The sequence below is a fragment of the Arthrobacter sp. Y3221159 genome, from assembly GCF_059089885.1.
Genome location: NZ_JBNHFC010000011.1, coordinates 111,659 through 131,154, shown reverse-complemented (window position 1 = coordinate 131,154; position 19,496 = coordinate 111,659). Strand labels below are relative to the sequence as shown.

Annotated in this window: 18 protein-coding genes and 2 pseudogenes; 10 read left to right on the top strand and 10 right to left on the bottom strand. The window is 62.3% G+C overall.

What is annotated here, in order from left to right:
* Positions 1 to 89: 89 nt before the first annotated feature.
* From AC5RT3_RS13070 to AC5RT3_RS13055, 4 genes and pseudogenes are all read right to left on the bottom strand, one after another.
* Positions 90 to 1,535 carry a dihydrolipoamide acetyltransferase family protein gene (locus AC5RT3_RS13070; RefSeq protein ID WP_494011324.1) on the bottom strand — a complete coding sequence of 482 codons (1,446 nt, stop codon included), beginning with the start codon at positions 1,533 to 1,535 and terminating at the stop codon, positions 90 to 92.
* 2 nt (positions 1,536 to 1,537) lie between these two features.
* Entirely contained in the window at positions 1,538 to 2,644 is a 1,107-nt protein-coding gene (locus AC5RT3_RS13065; RefSeq protein ID WP_494011323.1) for an alpha-ketoacid dehydrogenase subunit beta, read from the bottom strand.
* Complete coding sequence (gene pdhA / locus AC5RT3_RS13060; RefSeq protein ID WP_494011322.1) at positions 2,641 to 3,846, bottom strand: pyruvate dehydrogenase (acetyl-transferring) E1 component subunit alpha; 1,206 nt, start codon at positions 3,844 to 3,846, stop codon at positions 2,641 to 2,643. Before pdhA ends, AC5RT3_RS13065 begins: the two co-directional genes overlap by 4 nt.
* Positions 3,847 to 4,221: 375 nt before the next feature.
* Positions 4,222 to 4,387, bottom strand: a pseudogene (locus AC5RT3_RS13055) (3-hydroxyacyl-CoA dehydrogenase family protein); the annotation flags it as partial.
* A gap of 26 nt (positions 4,388 to 4,413) precedes the next feature.
* Between AC5RT3_RS13055 and AC5RT3_RS13050 the strand changes: the two are divergent.
* The 3 genes from AC5RT3_RS13050 (at position 4,414) to AC5RT3_RS13040 (ending at position 6,546) form a co-directional block, all read left to right on the top strand.
* A complete protein-coding gene (locus tag AC5RT3_RS13050; RefSeq protein WP_494011321.1) occupies positions 4,414 to 4,593 on the top strand; it encodes an IS1096 element passenger TnpR family protein in 180 nt (59 codons plus the stop codon).
* A 314-nt stretch (positions 4,594 to 4,907) separates the two neighbouring features.
* Positions 4,908 to 6,134 carry an NAD(P)/FAD-dependent oxidoreductase gene (locus tag AC5RT3_RS13045; RefSeq protein ID WP_494011320.1) on the top strand — a complete coding sequence of 409 codons (1,227 nt, stop codon included), beginning with the start codon at positions 4,908 to 4,910 and terminating at the stop codon, positions 6,132 to 6,134.
* A gap of 28 nt (positions 6,135 to 6,162) precedes the next feature.
* A complete protein-coding gene (locus AC5RT3_RS13040) occupies positions 6,163 to 6,546 on the top strand; it encodes a RidA family protein (protein WP_494011319.1) in 384 nt (127 codons plus the stop codon).
* Between the two features lie 91 nt (positions 6,547 to 6,637).
* On the opposite strand, the gene AC5RT3_RS13035 is transcribed toward AC5RT3_RS13040, so the two are convergent.
* Positions 6,638 to 7,624, bottom strand: a complete 987-nt coding sequence (locus tag AC5RT3_RS13035; protein ID WP_494011318.1) for an Lrp/AsnC family transcriptional regulator — start codon at positions 7,622 to 7,624, stop codon at positions 6,638 to 6,640.
* Positions 7,625 to 7,745: 121 nt separating this feature from the next.
* Between AC5RT3_RS13035 and AC5RT3_RS13030 the strand changes: the two genes are divergently transcribed.
* From AC5RT3_RS13030 to AC5RT3_RS13005, 6 genes and pseudogenes are all read left to right on the top strand, one after another.
* Positions 7,746 to 9,065: an Nramp family divalent metal transporter gene (locus tag AC5RT3_RS13030; RefSeq protein ID WP_494011317.1), complete on the top strand. Its 1,320-nt coding sequence runs from the start codon at positions 7,746 to 7,748 to the stop codon at positions 9,063 to 9,065.
* Between the two features lie 23 nt (positions 9,066 to 9,088).
* Positions 9,089 to 10,525, top strand: a complete 1,437-nt coding sequence (locus AC5RT3_RS13025) for an amidase (protein ID WP_494011316.1) — start codon at positions 9,089 to 9,091, stop codon at positions 10,523 to 10,525.
* Between the two features lie 277 nt (positions 10,526 to 10,802).
* Positions 10,803 to 12,062 carry a CaiB/BaiF CoA transferase family protein gene (locus tag AC5RT3_RS13020; protein WP_494011315.1) on the top strand — a complete coding sequence of 420 codons (1,260 nt, stop codon included), beginning with the start codon at positions 10,803 to 10,805 and terminating at the stop codon, positions 12,060 to 12,062.
* Between the two features lie 2 nt (positions 12,063 to 12,064).
* Entirely contained in the window at positions 12,065 to 13,597 is a 1,533-nt protein-coding gene (locus AC5RT3_RS13015; protein ID WP_494124358.1) for a carboxyl transferase domain-containing protein, read from the top strand.
* Between the two features lie 292 nt (positions 13,598 to 13,889).
* Positions 13,890 to 14,321 (top strand): acyl-CoA thioesterase, encoded by a 432-nt coding sequence (locus AC5RT3_RS13010; protein ID WP_494011313.1) that lies wholly within the window; start codon positions 13,890 to 13,892, stop codon positions 14,319 to 14,321.
* Between the two features lie 162 nt (positions 14,322 to 14,483).
* Positions 14,484 to 15,026, top strand: a pseudogene (locus AC5RT3_RS13005) (saccharopine dehydrogenase NADP-binding domain-containing protein); the annotation flags it as partial.
* On the opposite strand, the gene AC5RT3_RS13000 reads toward AC5RT3_RS13005, so the two are convergent.
* The gene (locus tag AC5RT3_RS13000; RefSeq protein WP_494011425.1) at positions 14,961 to 15,188 is read right to left on the bottom strand and encodes a hypothetical protein; all 228 of its coding nucleotides are present in this window, start codon (positions 15,186 to 15,188) and stop codon (positions 14,961 to 14,963) included. The pseudogene AC5RT3_RS13005 and the gene AC5RT3_RS13000 overlap by 66 nt on opposite strands.
* A 314-nt stretch (positions 15,189 to 15,502) precedes the next feature.
* Between AC5RT3_RS13000 and AC5RT3_RS12995 the strand changes: the two genes are divergently transcribed.
* A complete protein-coding gene (locus AC5RT3_RS12995) occupies positions 15,503 to 15,874 on the top strand; it encodes a hypothetical protein (RefSeq protein WP_494011424.1) in 372 nt (123 codons plus the stop codon).
* A 41-nt stretch (positions 15,875 to 15,915) separates the two neighbouring features.
* Here the strand turns inward: AC5RT3_RS12995 and AC5RT3_RS12990 are convergent, their stop codons facing one another.
* The 4 genes from AC5RT3_RS12990 to AC5RT3_RS12975 all read right to left on the bottom strand — a co-directional run bounded on the left by AC5RT3_RS12990 (position 15,916) and on the right by AC5RT3_RS12975 (position 19,490).
* Positions 15,916 to 16,482: a recombinase family protein gene (locus AC5RT3_RS12990; RefSeq protein WP_494011312.1), complete on the bottom strand. Its 567-nt coding sequence runs from the start codon at positions 16,480 to 16,482 to the stop codon at positions 15,916 to 15,918.
* Positions 16,483 to 16,856: 374 nt separating this feature from the next.
* On the bottom strand, positions 16,857 to 17,063 hold the full coding sequence (locus AC5RT3_RS12985; protein ID WP_494011311.1) for a hypothetical protein: 207 nt from the start codon (positions 17,061 to 17,063) through the stop codon (positions 16,857 to 16,859).
* 98 nt (positions 17,064 to 17,161) lie between these two features.
* Positions 17,162 to 18,352, bottom strand: a complete 1,191-nt coding sequence (locus AC5RT3_RS12980; RefSeq protein ID WP_494011310.1) for a 4-hydroxybenzoate 3-monooxygenase — start codon at positions 18,350 to 18,352, stop codon at positions 17,162 to 17,164.
* A 145-nt stretch (positions 18,353 to 18,497) separates the two neighbouring features.
* Positions 18,498 to 19,490 carry a fumarylacetoacetate hydrolase family protein gene (locus tag AC5RT3_RS12975; RefSeq protein WP_494011309.1) on the bottom strand — a complete coding sequence of 331 codons (993 nt, stop codon included), beginning with the start codon at positions 19,488 to 19,490 and terminating at the stop codon, positions 18,498 to 18,500.
* Positions 19,491 to 19,496 lie beyond the last annotated feature (6 nt).

The following is a 19,496-nucleotide window of genomic DNA, read 5'->3' as shown; positions in this document are numbered from 1 at the left end:
CGCTTCATCGCCCTGTTGGGCGCGTCAAGCAAAGTTCTTTGCCTTCTTTTCGAAGGCTGTCTAGGTTTGCCCGTGATGGGGCTCGTTGGCTACAGGTCGGCCAACGCTGAAGTGGGGTTCTCGATGGCGTCGGCGACGTGGCGTAGGAACCCGCCTGCCGCTCCGCCGTCACAAACGCGGTGATCAAATACGAGCGTCAGCTCGACGACTTTTCGGACGGCTATTTCTCCGTTGACCACCCACGGTTTGTCGATGATGCGTCCTACGCCAAGGATTGCTACTTCGGGGTAGTTGATGATTGCAGCTGATCCGTCTACCCCGAAGACGCCGTAGTTGTTCAGTGTGAAGGTGCCGCTGCCTAGTTCAGCCGGTGTTGCTTTACCTTCGCGTGCGACCTTGCTGAGGCGGCGGATTTCGGTATCCAGTTGCCGGGCGCTGAGTTTGTCGGCGTTTCGGATGGAGGGAACTACGAGTCCCCTGTCGGTTTGCGCGGCAAACCCCAGGTTTATCCCGTCGAAACCGATAATTTCCTTCAGCTCACTGTCTTCCGCTTCGTGGGCGGTTTGGAATCGGGTATTCAACTCCGGGTACTTCTTGAGGCCGGAGGTGACGAAACGGGCAATAAAGGCAAGCAGCCCAGGGGTGCTGTCGGCATTCTGTTTCTTCATGCCCTCCCGCAGCTCTACCAGTGCCGTTGCATCGGCATCAACCCAGACTGTGGCTTCGGGAATTTCTGTTCGGCTGCGGGACATGTTGGCAGCCACCGCCTTGCGCACGCCCTTGACCGGCGTCCTTGCTGCAATACGAAGTCCAGTACGGGAGTCAATGTCTGTATCGCGGGTAGTTGGATCGGCCCCGGCCGCCGGCGCTTCTGCCGGCGACTCTTTTGTGGGCGCGAGAGCGGGGGTTGTTGGCAGGGAGGGAGCTGAGATGGCCGTTTCCACGTCACGCCGTGTTATCAAACCGGCTGTTCCTGTGCCGATAAGCGAGTTTAGGTCGATTCCGTTTTCTCTGGCCATCCTGCGAACGAGGGGCGAGCTGACGGTTCCGGGTCTTCCCTGGATTGGTGGAGTGGATGCCGGTGCCGACGCGTTAGCACCGGCTGTGGTAGCAGCGGCCTTACGGGGTCGGTTGCGGCGCGCCTGGCCATACCCTCCCGGGGTGCCGTAGCCGATCAGGACGTTCCCGGAACCGGCCTTTTCTTCTTCCCGATAGGCAGTTGCGGCGGCGTCTGCGGCTGGTGTGGCGCTTTCGTCGAACAAAGGGATGCTGGCAGACACGCCTGGAGTGCCGGCAGCCGTCACGGAGATCAGAGGCTTGCCCACGTCAAGTGTCTGGCCCGGTGCGCCATGGAGGATCGCTACCGTGCCAGCGTAGGGCGAGGGTACTTCAACCATGGATTTCGCTGTTTCCACTTCGGCAATGGGCTGGTCCACGCGGATTTCGTCGCCCACGGAAACGAGCCAGTTGACCAGTTCCGCCTCGGTGAGGCCCTCGCCGAGGTCAGGGAGGAGGAATACGTTTGGTTCGCTCATGATTAGTCTTCCCACTGGAGGTCGTCGACGGCGTCGAGGATGCGGTCCACGCCGGGCAGGTAATAGTGCTCTAGTTTCGGGGCCGGGTAGGGAACGTCGAACCCGGTGACACGGCGGATGGGTGCTCTCAGGTGGTGGAAGCAGCTTTCCTGGACCCGGGCTACGATCTCGGAGGCCACGGACGCGAAACCGTGGGCTTCGGCAATCACTACGGCACGCCCCGTCTTGCGTACAGATGCGCTGACGGTTTCGTCATCGAAGGGGACGATTGAGCGGACGTCAACGACTTCCAGGGAACGCCCTTCTTCGGCGGCTGCAGCAGCTGCCGCCAGAGCCGTTGGAACGGATGGGCCGTAAGCGATGAGGGTAGCGTCAGTCCCGGCGCGGGCGACAGCCGCCCGGCCCTCACTCGAGGTGCCTCCTTCGGTGTTGGATGCATGCTGATCGCGCAGGGCCTGCAGGTCTACAAGGTCCTTGGACCAGTAGAGCTTTTTGGGCTCCAGGAAGATGACGGGGTCATCGGAATCGATGGCTTCGCGCAGCATGCGGTACCCGTCAGCCACCGTGGCCGGTGCGTACACCTTCAATCCGGCGGTGTGGGCGTAGTACGCCTCAGAGGAATCACAGTGGTGTTCGACGCCCCCAATGCCTCCGGCGTACGGGATCCGGATCACGATAGGCAACTTCACCGCGCCCTTGGTGCGGTTATGCATTTTGGCCACGTGGCTGACGATTTGTTCAAACGCGGGGTAAGCAAAAGCGTCGAACTGCATTTCAATTACAGGCCGCATGCCGTTCATGGCCATGCCCACGGCCATACCCACGATGCCTGATTCTGCCAAAGGAGTGTCGAAGCACCGTTGGTCACCGAAAGTCTTGGTCAAACCGTCGGTGATGCGGAAGACTCCGCCTAGCGTTCCGACATCCTCGCCGAAAACGATGACTGACTTGTCGGTGTTCATCGCATCGACCATGGCTGTATTGATTGCCTTGGCGAGGGTCGCTGACTGCGGTCCGTTTTCAGGTGCGGCAGCGCGGGCAGCAGCCGTGGCGGTGGCGGCACTGACGTTGCCGTTGGCCTCGGAGGAAGCTGTGATGGTGGGGCTCATTTGGTTGCTTCTTCCCGGGAGATTTCGTCGGCGAGCAGCGCAGACTGTTCCTTCAGTTGCGGTGTGGGGGAGGAGAAGACGTACTTGAAGAGGTCCTGGGGGTCCACGGCGACGTCTTCGTTGAGCCCGTCCCGGAGTTGGGCAGCGACTACTTCTGCCCTTTCGGCTATCTGCGTTTCAAGCTCGTCGTCCAACAGGCCTTTATCAGTGAGGTAGGTCATCATCCGGCTCAGGGGGTCTTTCGCTAGCCATTCGGCGACCTCACTGTCCTGGCGGTAACGGGTGGCATCATCGGCGTTGGTGTGCGCCTGCATTCGGTACGTGTGTGCCTCGACGAGAAGTGGACCTGAACCTTCACGGGCCAGTTTCACTGCTCGGCCCAGTACTGCCATGAGAGCGACGAGGTCATTGCCGTCCACGCGTTCTCCTGCCATCCCGTAGCCCACTGCCTTGTGCGCTAGAGACGGGGCGACGGACTGCTGCGCCAAAGGCACGGATATGGCGTACTTGTTGTTTTGTACGAAGAAGATGACGGGGAGTTTGAAAACAGCCGCGAAGTTCAATGCTTCGTGGAAGTCGCCTTCACTGGTCGCCCCGTCCCCGCACATAGCCAAGACGACAGTTTCCTCACCGCGCAGCTTGGCTGCGTGGGCTACGCCGACGGCGTGAAGCAGCTGAGTGGTCAGGGGTGTGGACTGGATACCCACTTTGTGGTCGTTAGGGTTGTACCCGCCGTGCCAGTCACCTCGGAACAAGGTCATTACCTGTACGGCGTCGACACCTCGGGCCATTATTGCCACGGAATCGCGGTAGGTGGGGAACATCCAGTCCCCGTCCGAGAGGCAAAGGGCTGCTGCTACTTGGCAGGCTTCCTGGCCGTGGCTGGACGGGTAGACAGCCATACGCCCCTGGCGGACCAGGGCCGAGTTTTGGTCGTTAACCCTGCGTCCAATTACCAGCTGCTCATAGGCAGCTACCAGCTCCTGGTCTCCAGGAACGGGATATTCGTGGCCGGGTTGGGCGCCCTGATCGTCAAGGGGGATGAGCTTGCCGTCCGGATCTACCATCCGAATCGGGTGGTGCGCGGGGAGCATGTAGTCCTCCACCGTGATGCCGAACTTGCGCACCGACTCCGGAATGGAGCCCTCGGCGGGCGTAACCGGAGCCTCTTCGGGTGCCTTGGGGTTGGCGGAGATCGTCATTGTTCCGTCCTCGATAGATCAATATTTCCAACAAAGTATCCTTTCAGACTAATTCTTGAATACCGTTCCGATGAAAGCGTGGACAATAGTCTGCTTTTCGACCTATTAGGAAGACATGTTGAAGATATGGTTTGGCTTACGCACTGGTACAGAGACAAATAGAAACCTCCGGGAGCTGAGGTCCGTGGACGCCGCTAACCGGAGTAGGACACCAAAGGGGGGCAATGCTCTGGGAGCTGTTTTCCTGGCAGAGGTACTTCTGGTTGTCGTAACAGCCTCGGTATTCCTGCGCGGGCTGGATACCCGCCAAACAGAGGTGCCGGGTCACGGTGGCCAAACTAAAGGAGCGGAGGTAGCCCTGACGTGCAGGTAAGATCAGGTCCAGTCGAAGAACCCCTTATCTGACTTGCGTCCAGGGCCGCCGCGGGCCACATTTTTTCTCTGAAAATTGCGGCGGGGCAGATCGTTCGCCCAGGGTGGCATGTAAGTACTCGGCGATCCCCAACCGCACGTCGAGACCCACGAGGTCGGTCGTTTTCAGAGCCCTGCAGCTCAAGCTGGTATCCCGTGGGCCCGCAGACGGGAGACAGTCCGCAAGCCCAACTGATCGAGCGCACTCGGCACGACCCGCTGGAAGACTCCGGAGGTTTTCCCGGCTATGAGGAGATCATGGATGCCTTGGCCGACCCGTCGCATCCTGACCATGCCGAACGCTCCGCAATGGGTGGCCGACATAATCGGCTCTGATGCGCCGTTTGACCTTGCCTGAGCCAGCAGTCTCCTTCTCCAGCTCTTTGGTCCGCTTAGACGCTTTGGGCTTTGGCGTTCTTCTCGGACGTGTACTGGTTCAGGCACCGGTACCAGGACGCCCTCGGGGATCTGCAGTCCCAGGGGGAGAATCTGCCGGAGTAGGAGAGTACGATAGGGACACTTTTGCCTCGCGAAGGGCGACTTTCGGTCATTGAGATGGCGTTTTTCGTTGTTTCTGCCATTTCGCCACTGTTTCCCGTGGGTCTTGAGATGCTGGAGCAGCTCCTTATTCAGCAAGACAGGAATAGAAAATGAAGCATGTGGTAGTAGTTGGCGGCGGCATCGTCGGCCTGTCGGCGGCTTGGTTTCTGATGGCAAAGGGCAATCGGGTCACTGTGCTGGAGAGGAAGCAGATAGGATCTGGGGCATCGTGGGGCAACGCCGGGTGGATTAGCCCGGCCTTTTCGGTGCCCCTGGCCGAGCCGGCAGCGCTCAAGGTTGGTCTGTCGGCATTCTTCTCCAACACCTCTCCTGTTTCGGTCCCGCTCCGTGCCGACCCAAACCTCTTCCGGTTCCTGATGGCGTTCGTGGGCAACTGCCGGGCGGACAAGTGGGAGGCAGGCGTCCAGTCCCTTACCCCACTTAACCTGCAGGCGCTGCGGGCTTACCGCGAATTGGAAGCCGCAGGTGTGCAGGGCGGCCCCGTGCGAATGGATCCGGGACTGATCTTCACCGCCAGCGCACAGCAACTATCGGGCATCGAGCACGAATTGAAGGTCGTTCGAGCTGCAGGCCAGGATGTCGACTTTGACCTTCTCGACGGGCAGGCTGCCAGGCGCTTGGCACCCATGGTCTCGGAGGACCTTGGCGGGGCGCTAAGACTCAACGATCAGTATTACCTGGACCCACGAGTTTTCGTGAGCTCTTTGGCAAAGAGGCTCGTGGCCAGCGGCGCCGTCATTAAAGAGGGTGTCTCCGTGCTCGGTATGGAGCATGATGGCGGCCCAGTCCTTCACACCAGCGCGGGACGTATGCCTGCAGATGCGGTCGTCATGGCGAATGGGGCGTGGCTTGCCGAATTCCGAAAAAAGCTTGGCATCCGGCAAGCCGTCCAGGCCGGCCGGGGATATAGCTTCAGTGTAAAGACCGACGCCCTGCCATCTGGGCCGCTCTACTTCCCGTCCCACCGGGTGGTCGCCACGCCCATGGGACAGACATTGCGCATCTCAGGAATGATGGAGTTCCGCCACCCTGACGCTCCTCTCGATCACCGGCGCCTCGATGCCGTTGTCCGGACCATTAAGCCTTTACTTCCATCCATTGATTTCGACCGCCGCAGCGAAGAATGGGTGGGATCGCGCCCGTGCACGGCGGACGGATTGCCGCTTATCGGCCGCAGTCGGATCCCGGATGTGCATGTCGCTGGTGGGTACGGCATGTGGGGCTTAACCTTGGGCCCCGCCGGAGGCCAAATGCTCGCAGAGCTGATCTCCGGAAACAACGTTCCTGAAGCCGCCGACTTTGACCCCCTGCGTTAACATCCGCAACAGCAACGAGGAGAAAAACATGAACAAGACAGCACGTATTATCAGCACACCGGAGGCATTGTCGTCCCCAGCGCTGTCACAGGCCGTACAAATCGGCGATTTCTTGTTCGTCTCCGGCCAAGTGGGCATCACGCCTGGAGCTCCAGGCGCTCCGGTGCAGCTGGAGGACGAAATCGAGCTGGCCATCAACGCGCTCGAGGCTGTTTTGGCCGCGGCCGGCTGTGGTTTGGAATCCGTTGTGAAAACTACTTGTTACTTGCGCAACATCGAGGATCTGGATCTGTTCAATGCCGTGTACGTGACCAGGTTTGCTGAACCCCGTCCGGCCCGCACTACCGTCCAGGCAGCTCTGGCAATGAGTCTGCGTTTCGAGATCGATGCCATAGCTGTGATCGGTCCCTAGATTCCGCTGGATGGGGTCCATGCGGCAGACGCGAGTCTTAGGGCGTCCCGGCGGCCGGCAATCTTTGCCCGCAGCCCGGTGGCGAACGCTGTCAGCGCAGGGCGTCGCTGAGCAAGCCGCCTCGTTTCCCTGTCGCTACCACGACTCCCACATCCATACTGTCGGCATGTTGTGCCCATTCTGCATGGCTAATAAAGTCATCCAAGTCAGAACGTGACGCCAGGTCCACCGCGATCAAGACCTGGTAAGGTCCAGTGATTCGGCTGGCGTATCGGATGCGGGGGGTGCCCTCAATGGCAGCGACCAACTGGTCGAGCTCCCGGGGCGCAGTCCGCGCCCAGATCAACGCCTTGATGGGCAAACCGAGCACCGCTGGGTCAACCACGGCGCGCACGACCAGCTGCCCGTCCTGCCGCATTTGATCGATGCGCCTCCTCGCAGTGGCTTCCGATACACCGGCAAGCCGGGCCAGTTCCTCGTAGGTCCTGCGCCCGTTCTCCATCAGGGCGGAGTGCATGATTCGGTCACCGGGCGAGACGCCTTCCAATTCACCGATATGCAGTCTTTGATCCACGTGGGCTCCGGACTCCAACTCCTCGCACTCGGCGTCACTAAGCACCCCGGGGCGCCATTGGTGAGCGGTTCTTAGGTACCGCAGGACCGGATAGGTACTGCTTGATGTAAGCCCGGGAATAGCCGGCAACTCTTCGAACAGGAAGGTCAGCTCTTCGGCCCGGGAGTGACTGACCTCCGCGACGATGTCGTGAGAACCGGCGACCATGTGGGACCACATCGTTTCGGGTCGGGCACTAACGGCCCGGGAGCACATCCGTACGTGTCCTGGGCCGCACTTCAGGGCCAGAATCGTGCCGTTGGCCTTGAGCTGCATGCCCGTGACCCGCATGATGCCACTGTCCAGCAGGCGCATTCCACGGCGGGCCACTGTCCGCTCGTTTTCTCCTAATGCCCTTGCGACCCGCAACCAGGAAGCGCGCCCGTCAAGCTGCAGGGCGCCGATGATCCTACGGTCCAGATCATCGATGAGGTGCGTCACTTCGGGGCGAGAAACTGAAGTCATTGGCCGATCGTATGTCAGATTCCGTCGAATTACACCAGCCCATTGACCGTGCGAATCAGCGTGACCAATATCAAATATGCCCTTCATTCGAGGAAACACCATCCCGGGAAGCCAGGTCGCTATGACAACTCACCCCTCTCAGCAGACAGATCAACAGCGCGATGCCCAGCACTCGCCGCGACCTCCGCGCACCGTGGCCACCCGCATCAGGGCCATGGGTCCCGGCATGGTTCTGGCAGTTACCAGTGTCGGGGCCGGTGACATGGTTACCACCTTGAATGGATCCTCCGCCTACGGCATGGCTCTCGTGTGGACGATCGTGATTGGAGTGCTGATCAAGTTCGCACTTACGGAGTGCGTGGGGCGCCTCCAGCTAAGTTCCCGGCGGACCATGCTCTCACAGATGGCCGACATCAGCGGACCAGTGCTTCCTGTGGTTTTCTTGCTTTTCATGGTCGTCATCGGCCTCTTCTACGGGGCGGGCCTGAGCTCAGTGGCGGCACTCGCCGTCGTGGAACTTCTTCCCGCCGCTCCTGTGGTCCCCGTGACCATCGCCATTGCCGTCACCGCAGGAGCTATGGTAGCGCTGGGACGATATTCCCTCTTCGAACGAGTCATGGTCGCCTTGGGGTTACTCATGTTCGTGACCGTCCTCGTCAGCGCCGTCATGGTCGTGGCGGACGCTGACTCGCCTGAGGTCACGTTCAAAACCATTGTGCCCCAGTTGCCCACAGGATCCATCCTGGCCGTCCTGGCACTGATTGGTGGCGTGGGTGGGGCCGCCGGTATCCTCGCCTACGCATACTGGGTGCGGGAAAAGCGGTGGCAGGGACGAGAATGGTTGCCCCACCTCCGGGTTGACACGGCAGCCAGCTACATCGGGGTAATTGTGTTCGCGGTCGCAATGAGCATCCTCGGTACAGGTCTGATCTACGGCACCGGTAAGAGCATCGCCGGCAATGCGGGCCTGGCCACGATCGCTGGCCCCATGGCCGACATGGCCGGGGAAATCGGTCGGATCGGCTTCCTTCTGTGCCTACTGGCGGTTGTCTTCAGTTCCATCCTTGGAGGTTTCAGCGCCATGGGCTATCTCATTGCCGATGCCATCCGTGTTCTGCGGAAGGTTCCCGACGAGGATGCTGACGCCCACATGTCCAGTTCTACCCCCGTATTCCGCTCGGTGATCCTCTACTGCGTACTGAGCGCCATCGCCTTCCAATTCGTCGGGCGCCCCGTGACCCTGGTGGTGATCTATGCGACCCTGTCGGCGTTCATCCTGCCTGTGCTTTGTGGCAGCCTGCTCGTGCTGCTCAACCGTCGCAGCCTCAACCGAGGTTTCCGCAACGGCATGCTCAGCAACTGTGCTCTCGGGCTTGGGCTCGCGTTGTTCGGCAGCCTGTGCGTAAACCAAGTCGTTCAAGTCCTCTCCGGTTCAAACTGACCGAGATTACCGAAAGAGCAGACATGTCCGACATCCCATTCATGACCGCCACTGACCTCACCACTTCCATGCGCAACGGAACCTTATCCGTCACCGAAGTCCTAGCGGCCCACATCGACCGCATCGAACAGACCAATTCCAAGGTCAACGCCCTCGTCGCCATGGACCTGGACCAGGCCATGGACCAGGCCGCGCAGCTCGATCGACAGTGGAGCAGGACCACCGACAAGGGACCCTTATACGGGCTACCCACCGCACATAAAGACATCCTGCCCACAAAGGGGATCCGCACCACCCGCGGTTCAAAACTCTTCGCCACGGACGTGCCCGACGTTGACCACATCGTCGTCGAACGCATGAAGAAGGCCGGGGCGCTCACGCTGGGAAAAACGAACGTGCCCGAATTCGGGTTAGGCTCCCACACGTACAACGACGTCTACGGGCTCACCCGCAACCCCTATGACCTGGGGAAGAGCGCTGGCGGGAGCAGCGGAGGTGCCGCCGCAAGCCTCGCAGCTGGCATGATCCCCATCGCGGACGGCAGCGACACCGGTGGTTCTTTACGCAACCCAGCCTCCTTCTGCAACGTGGTCGGGTTGCGGCCCACACCCGGCCGTGTACCCTCATGGCCCGAGAGCGCTGCATGGGGGCGGCTGTCCGTCAAAGGCCCTATGGCCCGCACAGTACAGGACACTGCGCTGTTGCTTTCCGTGCTCGCCGGACCGGACCCCAGGAGTCCAATGTCTCTGGAAACCCCGGGGCAGGCCTTCGCCGGTCCGCTCACCACAGATCAGCACGGTACACGCATTGCATGGTCGGCAGACCTGACCGGCTCTGTCCCCGTCGCCCCGGAGGTGCTCGACTCGCTGCGTCCCGCACTTCAAGCCTTCACGGATCTGGGCTGCCATCTGGAAGAAGCAGCCCCGGACCTCGCAGGTGCCGACTCAGTATTCAATACGCTGCGGGCATGGCAGCTCGAGTACACCCTCGGGCCCCTGCTGGATCGGAACCCGGGCCAATTCAAGAGCGATGCAGTGTGGAACATCGAGCAGGGGCGGCGTCTCACCGGGAATGACATAGGAAAAGCTGAAATAGCGCAGACAACGCTTCACCACACCATGCGCCTGTTTTTCCAACAGTATGACTTCCTCATCACCCCGGTCAGCCAGGTGGCACCATTCGACGCTGAACTTCCCTACCCGCAGGAAATCAATGGTCACGTCATGAACAACTACCTGGAATGGATGAGACTGCCATCCATAATCTCGGTAACCGGCTGCCCCGCCATATCGGTGCCTGCCGCCTTCACACCCACCGGGCTGCCCATCGGGCTACAGATCATCGCATCACCCCGGGCAGAAAAGGCTCTTTTGCAGATCGCCTACGCATTCGAGCAGAGGAACGGTGCCGGGGCGCGTCGCCCTGATGCCCGGTCTTTGGAGATGACCACCACCCTTTGAAAGAACCCGCACGGAAATCGAGCGATCAGCAAAGAAAGCGCCACAACCACGTCCTCGAACAAATGGTGCCCGCATCTTACGACCGGACTTCGCCCGGAACTAAACAAGGACAACGCAATGACCACCGCAGCGACCACTTTGCTCCCGACCCATGCCCTCGGCTCCGGCCCGAGCGTCTCGACGGCCGTCGCCGGCTGAATGCTGGTGACAAAACAGGGCAACGAACAGCAGCATCGCATGCGCAGCCTGCAAACCAAGCAACAGAAGGAAGATCCCTATGAGCGCAGAATCCACCCTCCGCACCGAAGGCCCGCTGTCGGGCTACCTCGTGGTGGACCTGAGTCGGGCCCTCGCCGGGCCCCATGCCGGCATGATGCTGGCGGATCTCGGGGCGCGCGTCATCAAGGTCGAGAGCCCGGACACTGGCGACGATACGCGCGGCTGGGGGCCGCCGTTCGTGGGTCCCGAGGGTGATCTCCAGGCCACATACTTCCTGTCCTGCAACCGCAACAAGGAATCCATCGCCTTGGACCTGAAGAGCGATGACGGCCGGGCGGTCCTGCGGGAGCTGTTGGAACGGGCGGACGTGGTGATCGAGAACTTCCGCCCAGGCGTACTGGACCGGCTTGGATTCTCGGCCGCGGAAATGCACGCCCTCAACCCGGCACTGGTAGTCCTGTCCATAACCGGCTTCGGGCACGACGGGCCCGAATCACGGCGCAGCGGCTATGACCAGATCCTTCAGGGCGAGGCCGGCCTGATGTCCCTGACCGGATCCGGTCCGGAGGATCCGCAGCGGGTGGGAGTGCCCATCGCGGACCTGCTCTCCGGCATGTACGGGGCGTTCGGGACGCTCGCCGCGCTGCTGCAGCGCGAACGCAGCGGCCAGGGGCAGATCGTCCGCACCTCCTTGCTCGCCGCACTGATCGGGGTCCACGCCTTCCAGGGCACCCGGGCGACGGTCGCCGGCGAGGTCCCGAAGGCCCAAGGCAACCACCACCCCTCCATCGCCCCCTATGGCCTGTTCCACTGCCGGCGGGGCCGGGTGCAGATCAGTGTGGGCAGCGAAAAACTATGGGCCACGTTCGCCGCGGCATTCGGGATCAACGCCGCCCGGCCTGAGTTCGCCAGCAACGCGGACCGGGTGCGCAACCGGGAGAAAGTCATTGAAGAGGTGGAGCGGGTGTTCTCCGACTTTGAGGCCGAACCCCTGCTGGCCAAGCTCAACCAGGCCGGCATTCCGGCGGGCAAAGTCCGGACGCTGGACGAAGTGTATGCCTGGGACCAGGTTCACTCGCAGGGACTCGTGATCGACGTCGACCACAAGATCCTCGGCAATGTGAGCCTGCCCGGCCCGCCGCTGCGGTTTTTCACCGCCGCGGACACTGCCGAAACGACGCTGAAGACGCATACTGCCCCGCCGCTGCTGGACCAGGACGGGGAGCAGATCCGGCAGTGGCTTCTGGTCTCCGAAGCCGGCGCCGGACGCGCCGGGCGCGCAGCCGCCGGAACAGGCCAGGATGAGGAACGCCGCTGAGGATGCCGACACAACAGAAGGTCCGTCACCTGAACGCCACTGAACTCATCGCTACGGTGCTGGATCCCGGCTCCTACCGGAGCTGGGACGGCACGGTCGTGGACCCTGACCCGGGTCCCGAATACCGGCAGGAGCTGGCGGCGGCCCGGGCTAAAACCGGCGTGGATGAATCCGTCCTGACCGGTGAGGGCCTCATCCGCGGCCGCCGAGTGGCCGTCATCGTCAGCGAGTTCCGTTTCCTGGCCGGCTCCATCGGGCTCGCGGCCGCCGAACGGATCGTAAACGCCGTCGAACGGGCAACACAGGAAGGGCTTCCGCTGCTGGCTGGACCTGCCTCCGGCGGCACGCGTATGCAGGAAGGCACCATCGCCTTCCTGTCCATGATCAAAATCAGCGCGGCCGTGCGGGCACACCGGCAGGCTGGGCTGCCCTACCTGGTCTACCTCCGCCATCCCACTACTGGTGGCGTCATGGCATCCTGGGGATCCCTCGGGAACATCACAGTGGCCGAACCTGGCGCCCTGCTGGGATTCCTGGGACCCAGGGTCTACGAGGTGCTCTACGGCATCCCCTTCCCAGAGAATGTCCAAGTGGCAGAGAACCTCTTCGACAAGGGGCTCGTGGATGCCGTTGTCCCGCCCTGGCAGCTGTCCGACGTCATTGACCGGGCTTTGAGCATTCTGGTCACCGGCCCAAATCTGCAGGTCGCTCCGCCTCGGACGCTGTCTGTGAAACCGTCGGAGGCCGGCGCTTGGGCGTCGATTGAAATCTCCCGCAATCCGCGGCGCCCGGACTTGCGCCAGTTGCTGGCGCACGGGGCCCGGGATGTGCTTCCGCTCAACGGGACGGGACAGGGCGAGAAAGACCCGGGCCTGCTTCTGGCACTGGCCCGCTTCGGCCAAAAGTCCTGCGTGGTGATCGGCCACACCCGGCCGCGGCCCTCCCAGCAGACGGCGATGGGTCCGGCGTCACTTCGCGAGGCACGCCGTGGCATGCGGCTGGCTGAGGAGCTCGGCCTGCCACTGCTGACAGTCATCGATACCGGTGGCGCTGCGCTGTCCAAGGAAGCCGAGGAAGGCGGCCTTGCAGGCGAAATCGCGAGGTCCCTGCATGATCTGATCGGGCTCAGCTCGCCCACAGTTTCCGTGCTGCTCGGTCAGGGTGCAGGCGGCGGTGCGCTGGCCCTGCTGCCGGCAGACCGGACCATCGCGGCCCAGCACGCGTGGCTGGCTCCGCTCCCGCCCGAAGGCGCCAGCGCCATCGTTCACCGGAGCACCGACTTCGCGCCGGCCATGTCCGAAGCCCAGGGCGTCAACGTTGCGTCCCTCTTCGCCAACGGGCTTGTCCAGCACGTCATTGACGAGCGCGGGGACGCAGCACTGGAGGCCAAGGCCTTCTGCCAGCGGCTTGGGCAGGCCATCGAGTACGAACTTGCCACCTTGTCCTCAGCCGACATCGGCGAGCTACTGCCGCAGCGGCTCGACAAGTACCGCAACCTCGGCGTGCCCACCTCCGCTACCGGAGCTCAGGCATAGCCGGTGCGCAAGGTCATCCGTCGCTCCGCCTCGAGGGGACAATACCCGGAGCTGGCTGCCACAGCATTGCCACCCACGCGAAGAGCCGGGGCAAGCGATGTCTCCCCACGCTGTCCTGGAACCTTCGCTTTGTTAGGGCCTCCATGAGTGGCCGGTGGACCTGCAGCCAAAGCAGAAACGTGCAGAGAGCCAAATCCCGGCAGACCGCCCGCTAGGCCCGCCGCTAAACGACGCACGTTCTGTCAGACAACATAAAACCAAGTCAGGTCCGCCTCAGAAGTAAGGTCCCACCATGGAACCCTCAGATATAACTTTCCGCACTCGAAAGTGGGTGCGGCCAGAAGACTTGAACGCGAACGGCACCTTGTTCGGTGGGAGCCTTCTCAAATGGATCGATGAGGAAGCAGCAATCTATGCCATCCTCCAGCTCGGCAATGGCAGGGCCGTGACGAAGTACATTTCGGAAATCAACTTCGTCAGCTCCGCTGTGCAGGGTGACCTCATAGAAATGGGACTCACGGCAACTAAGTTCGGTCGGACCTCACTGACCATGCGAGCAGAAGTCCGAAACATGATCACGCGGCGAAGCATTCTCACAATCGAGGAGATCGTGTTCGTGAATTTGAACAGCGAGGGCAAGCCCGAACCTCACGGCTACAAAGAAATCACTTACGACAGAGACAGAATTCCGACGCATCACTTCACAAAAACACTGCAAGGCTAGCGGAGAAAACTCACATTCGTTCCAGTTGGCTTGCAGGTTCTAGGCGACTCCCCAACCCGTTTCCAACGCGCCGATTATGAAGATTCTGTCAACCCGAGTCGGCCGGGCAAACGCGTGCTTGCTGATCACGCGGCCGGAAGTGGTGGCGACTCTGATCGGTCCATGGCTGGAGTAGGGAGCCGTCGGGGTAGCTCCCTGGCAGCAGTAGCGGTGGATAAACCTATGAGAATTGTCCCCGGCTGTGGGCGGGCGGACCTGACTTCTCGTTCAAACGTAGATCAGTTCCGGTTGTTGCTAGACCAAGGCAAGGGGCCGTGTGTCGGCTTGGAGTTGCCGCTGTGGAAGGCTGCAGTTATGGACAGCTCATCTCGGGAACATGACCTCGTTCTCTACGGAGTGACGGGTTTCGTTGGCCGACTGATCGCCGGCTACGTCGCGGAGCATGCACCGGCAGGTATGCGAGTCGGACTCGCGGGCCGGTCCAGGTCCAGACTCGGGGCGGTTCGGTCGCAGTTGCCGGTCGCGGCGCACGGATGGGCCTTAATCGAAGCCGACTCGGAGGACGCGGACTCGATCGCCGCTCTGGCCGCGGGCACACGCGTGCTTTTCACAACCGTCGGTCCGTACGCGAAACACGGACTACCAGTTGTCGACGCCTGCGCACGGGCCGGTACCCACTACGCCGACCTCGCTGGTGAGGTGTCCTTCATCAGGGAGGCGATCGATCGCTATGACGCTCTGGCCAGGACGAGCGGGGCCAGGATCGTGCACTCCTGCGGCTATGACTCCGTGCCGTCCGACCTCGCTGTACTGCTGCTTCATCAGGCGGCAGAAGCCGATGGCGCTGGTGGTTTGGGCGAGGTCCAACTCGTTGCTACGGCCAAGGCTGGCATCAGCGGAGGCACGCTCGAATCGATGCGCGGGCAGCTCGACGCGATGCGATCGAGCACCGCCCTGAGGTCATTAGCCGCGGACCCCTACGCTCTGAGCCCCGACCGCACAAGGGAGCCGACGACTCAACAGCCTCCTGACGCCGGCCCCGTGCGCCGTACCGATGACGGCACCTGGACCGCGCCTTTCATCATGGCCCCGGTCAACACTCGGATAGTGCTCCGCAGCAACGCATTGCAGGGCTGGGCCTATGGCCGCTCCCTTCAGTACGGCGAGGCATCGCCAGGGCAATGGCACTCGGGCTCCGGGCATTCACGGGCGCGATGGCGTTCCCGCCCACCCGGCGGGTGCTCGACCGCTGTCTTCCGGCACCAGGTACGGGTCCGAGCGCCAGCACGCAGCACGCGGGCTGGTTCCACTCCCAGGTGACCGCCCGCACCGAACACGGGCACCGATACCAGGCGATTGCTGCCGGCCCCGGTGATCCCGGCTATGCCGCCACCGCCGTGATGGCAGGCGAGACTGCACTCGCTCTTGCCCTCGACGGTGACCGGCTGCCGACAGCGCAAGGATCTCTGACACCGGCCACTGCACTCGGCAACGTGCTCATACAGCGACTCCGCACGGCCGGCCACACTTACGAGGTAACCAAACTCGTCTGAACCAGATCCTGCACTCGACGGCGCAGGCAGGGGAGCGTGGCTCACTCCACCTTGGCCTGGCGCAGGTACTGGTAGACCGTTTCCCTGCTGATCCCGTAGTCACGGGCAAGGACGGCTTTCGGGACACCGTTGCCGGCCCGCTGGACCAGCTCGGCGGCCCGTTCCGGCGTGAGGGTCTTTTTCCGCCCTTTGTAGGCGCCGCGCTGTTTGGCCAGGGCGATCCCTTCCCTCTGGCGTTCCCTGATAAGGGAACGCTCGAATTCAGCGAACGCGCCCATGACGGAGAGCATGAGGTTGGCCATGGGGGAGTCCTCGCCGGTGAACACCAGACTCTCCTTGACGAACTCCACCCGCACGCCCTTGCGTGTCAGGTTTTGGACAAGAGCACGCAGGTCATCGAGGTTCCGGGCGAGCCGGTCCATGCTGTGCACCACCACGGTGTCCCCATCTCGCGCGAACCGCAGCAACTCGGTCAGTTCCGGCCTGGCAGTGTCACTGCCGGAGGCCTTATCCGTGAAGACCCGGTCCAGAACCTGGCCTTCGAGCTGGCGCTCCTCGTTCTGGTCCAGCGTGCTCACCCGCACGTACCCGATCCGCTGTCCAGTCACCGGTGCCTCCAACCCCGTCCTGTCAGGTTGAGTCCTAGGCCCCTCTCAGAAAAAAGTCAAGGCATGCGCCCCGGTTCGTCAGGTTGGGGTGTGCCTTATCTGAATGACATGCGGGCCCGTGAGCCCGGTCTTCGGACCTATCAATTCCGGCTACCAAGGGGCCGTATTCAACCTCGCCCACTTTCCGGCAGGCTTCGGGCTCCAGTGTTTGGCGCTATAAACGATCGCCTGTGAACCAACCTGTATGCGAAGGGTAGTTGCCCTTCCTGGAAAGCGAACCGTTCGCCTGCCCGCTCGCGCGTACGCTCTAAACGCCAAGTCCAGCTAAAACTGGCGCCAGGCTTTATGCTCTGAGCTTCTCGGGGGTCGCAGCATCATGCATAATTCGGCCTGTCTGGCATGCTGACTGCCAGTTCTAGCGATTCGTGCTTGTAGTGCAGCAGAAACTCGTGCTTGTAGTGAAGTCCAAGCCAAGGCGAGGCAACAACGTCGTCGATGCCGGCAGCCAATTGCAACGAAGTTTTTACCGCTGCTGCTTCGAGTCTCGGCTTAGTAGTCGGGCGGGTGACGATGGGTTTCATGCGGCGCATCATCTCTTGACTGCTCGCATGTGCTGCGGCGGAGCGCTTACGTCGGCAGCACGTCCCATTTCGGTCCCGGTTCTTGGGTAGAGACAGCTTTACAAGGCGCCCGGCCAGCCGGTGTAGGCCTCTGCCAGGTAGGACAGTCCATGCCGGGAGGAGACCACGGAGCTGAGTTCCCCGAGCTGGCGGGCGCGGGAAAAATCGTCTGCGTCGGTGGGGGTGTGCAGCATGGTGGTCATCCAGTAAGAGAACTGCTGGGCCTTCCATACCCGTTCCAGGGCGCGGTCGCTGTACGTCTCCAGCAGTCGGCCGGACCCGGAGTTGTAGTGGCTGTCGAATCCTTCGAAGAGCACCTTGACGTCATGGATCGCGAGGTTCAGGCCCTTGGCACCGGTGGGCGGAACGGTGTGCGCTGCGTCGCCTGCCAGGAAGAGGTTGCCGTGGCGCATGGGGGCGTGGACGAAGCTGCGGAACGGCAGCACCATCTTTTCGATGACCGGGCCTTCCTTGAGTTCGAAGCCGTTGCCGTTTACCCGGCTGCGGAACTCGGCCCAGATCCGGTCGTCATCCCAGTCGGCCACGTTCTCCTTCGGGTCGCACTGGAAGTACATCCGCTGGACGGTCTCGGTGCGCTGGCTGATCAGGGCGAAACCGTAGGCGGAGTTGGCGTAGATCAGTTCATCGGAACTGCGCGGGGCTTCGGCCAGGATGCCGAACCAGGCAAACGGGTATTCGTGGAAGTACCACTTGCGGTGCGCCTCGGGGATCTGGAACCGGCAGTGGCTGCGGGAGCCGTCCGCACCCACCACGAAGTCGGCCTGGATCTCGAACTCCGCGCCCCCGGCGTCGGTGAACCAGACTTTAGGCTTTCCTTCCAGGTCATGCACGCTGGTGTCCGTGACGCCGTAGCGGACGTCGCCACCGTCGGCCTTCCTGCGGGCGGCGAGGTCCAGGAAGACGTCCGTCTGGGGATACAGCCAGACAGACTCCCCCACGAGGTCCTTGAAGTCCACGCGGTGGCTTTCCCCGTTGAAGCGCAGTTCGATGCCGTCGTGGCGGTCGCCGTCACGGAGGACACGGTCCGAAACTCCGCTGTCCACGAGCATGTTGACCGTGCCGTGTTCGAGGATGCCTGCGCGCACCGTTTCGGAGATGTCTTTGTGGCTGCGGACTTCGATCACGGTGGAGTCGATGCCCGATTTGGCCAGTAGGTGGGAGAGCATGAGACCGGCGGGTCCGGATCCCATGATGGCCACTTGGGTAGTGATGGTTTTACGTGTTGCCATGGTTCGTCTCGCTTCGTTGCGGGGCTCCGCAGTCGCGGCGCCTGAGTGTGTTACGTGGCGTGTGCCTCAACAGGACGACTGGCGCCTCGCTTACAAGAGTTTTTGGCGGTCCTGGGTACACGCCCTTTGAGGGCCGCGTTGGCACCTATCGGTGGGCCGGCGATTCTTCGCCCGTCCTTGGACGGGTACGGGCGGCCACACGGGTTACGGCCTCGCGTCGTGCGCCCACCGCGTTCTCGATGGTGCCTATTCCTTCCACTGTCATGCGGACCACATCGCCGGTCTTCACGGGCGGGGGAGTCTTTGCTCCGTTCCGACCCCAAAGTTCAGCCAGGCAGCCGCTGCCGCATGTGCCGGAGCCCAGCACGTCGCCGGGCCGCACCACGGAGTCCTGCGACGCGTAGGCCACCAGTTCGGCGAACGGCCAACCCATGTTGGAGAGCATGTCCTGCCCGATGCGCTGGCCATTAACCTCGACGGCCATGGAGATGGGCAGGAACCCTTCGGCGTCGTGGCGGTCCTCAAACTCGTCCGCGGTGACGATCCATGGGCCTAGTGTGTTGGCGAAGTCCTTGCCCTTGCAGGGGCCTAGGCTGACTTTCATCTCGCGGCGCTGCAGGTCCCTGGCGGACCAGTCGTTAAGCACGGTATAGCCGAAAATGTGCCGGTGCGCGTCGGCTGCGGATAGGTTGCGGCCGTCGCTGCCGGGAACATGCCCGACGACGGCCGCCACTTCGGTTTCAAAGTCCAGGTCCTCGCAGCCCGCCGGAATACCAATCACCTCGCCCGTTCCTGTCACGGTGTGCGGGTTCGTGAAGTAGAAGGTGGGCGCCTCGTACCATTCGGGCACCACACCGGCCACGCCGTCGATGCTCTTCCGGACGCCTTCCACGTGTTCCTCGAACGCGACGAAGTCCCGGATGGTGGCGGGCACCAGCGGGGCCAGTAACTGCACGTCCGCCAGCGAAGAGGCAACGCCTGAAGTCAGAACCTGCCGTGCAATGTTCAGCGTTTCTTCGAGACCGGCGTCCAGGAGCGTCTGGACGTCCTGGCCGGCGGGCAGGGCGTAGCAGTTCCCGCCGTCCACAAAGCCGGACTGGATCCCGTCGCCGTCATTCCAGCGAGCAATCTTGACCATATGAAT

Bases quoted from the DNA above. Each gene is read 5' to 3' on its own strand.
- AC5RT3_RS13015 (WP_494124358.1), top strand. From the start codon at position 12,065: ATGCCGACACAACAGAAGGTCCGTCACCTGAACGCCACTGAACTCATC.
- AC5RT3_RS12980 (WP_494011310.1), bottom strand. From the start codon at position 18,352: ATGGCAACACGTAAAACCATCACTACCCAAGTGGCCATCATGGGATCC.
- AC5RT3_RS12985 (WP_494011311.1), bottom strand. From the start codon at position 17,063: ATGAAACCCATCGTCACCCGCCCGACTACTAAGCCGAGACTCGAAGCA.
- AC5RT3_RS13010 (WP_494011313.1), top strand. From the start codon at position 13,890: ATGGAACCCTCAGATATAACTTTCCGCACTCGAAAGTGGGTGCGGCCA.
- AC5RT3_RS13030 (WP_494011317.1), top strand. From the start codon at position 7,746: ATGACAACTCACCCCTCTCAGCAGACAGATCAACAGCGCGATGCCCAG.
- AC5RT3_RS13040 (WP_494011319.1), top strand. From the start codon at position 6,163: ATGAACAAGACAGCACGTATTATCAGCACACCGGAGGCATTGTCGTCC.
- pdhA (WP_494011322.1), bottom strand. From the start codon at position 3,846: ATGACGATCTCCGCCAACCCCAAGGCACCCGAAGAGGCTCCGGTTACG.
- AC5RT3_RS13045 (WP_494011320.1), top strand. From the start codon at position 4,908: ATGAAGCATGTGGTAGTAGTTGGCGGCGGCATCGTCGGCCTGTCGGCG.
- AC5RT3_RS13035 (WP_494011318.1), bottom strand. From the start codon at position 7,624: ATGACTTCAGTTTCTCGCCCCGAAGTGACGCACCTCATCGATGATCTG.
- AC5RT3_RS12995 (WP_494011424.1), top strand. From the start codon at position 15,503: ATGGCACTCGGGCTCCGGGCATTCACGGGCGCGATGGCGTTCCCGCCC.
- AC5RT3_RS13020 (WP_494011315.1), top strand. From the start codon at position 10,803: ATGAGCGCAGAATCCACCCTCCGCACCGAAGGCCCGCTGTCGGGCTAC.
- AC5RT3_RS13065 (WP_494011323.1), bottom strand. From the start codon at position 2,644: ATGAGCCCCACCATCACAGCTTCCTCCGAGGCCAACGGCAACGTCAGT.
- AC5RT3_RS13025 (WP_494011316.1), top strand. From the start codon at position 9,089: ATGTCCGACATCCCATTCATGACCGCCACTGACCTCACCACTTCCATG.
- AC5RT3_RS13070 (WP_494011324.1), bottom strand. From the start codon at position 1,535: ATGAGCGAACCAAACGTATTCCTCCTCCCTGACCTCGGCGAGGGCCTC.
- AC5RT3_RS12975 (WP_494011309.1), bottom strand. From the start codon at position 19,490: ATGGTCAAGATTGCTCGCTGGAATGACGGCGACGGGATCCAGTCCGGC.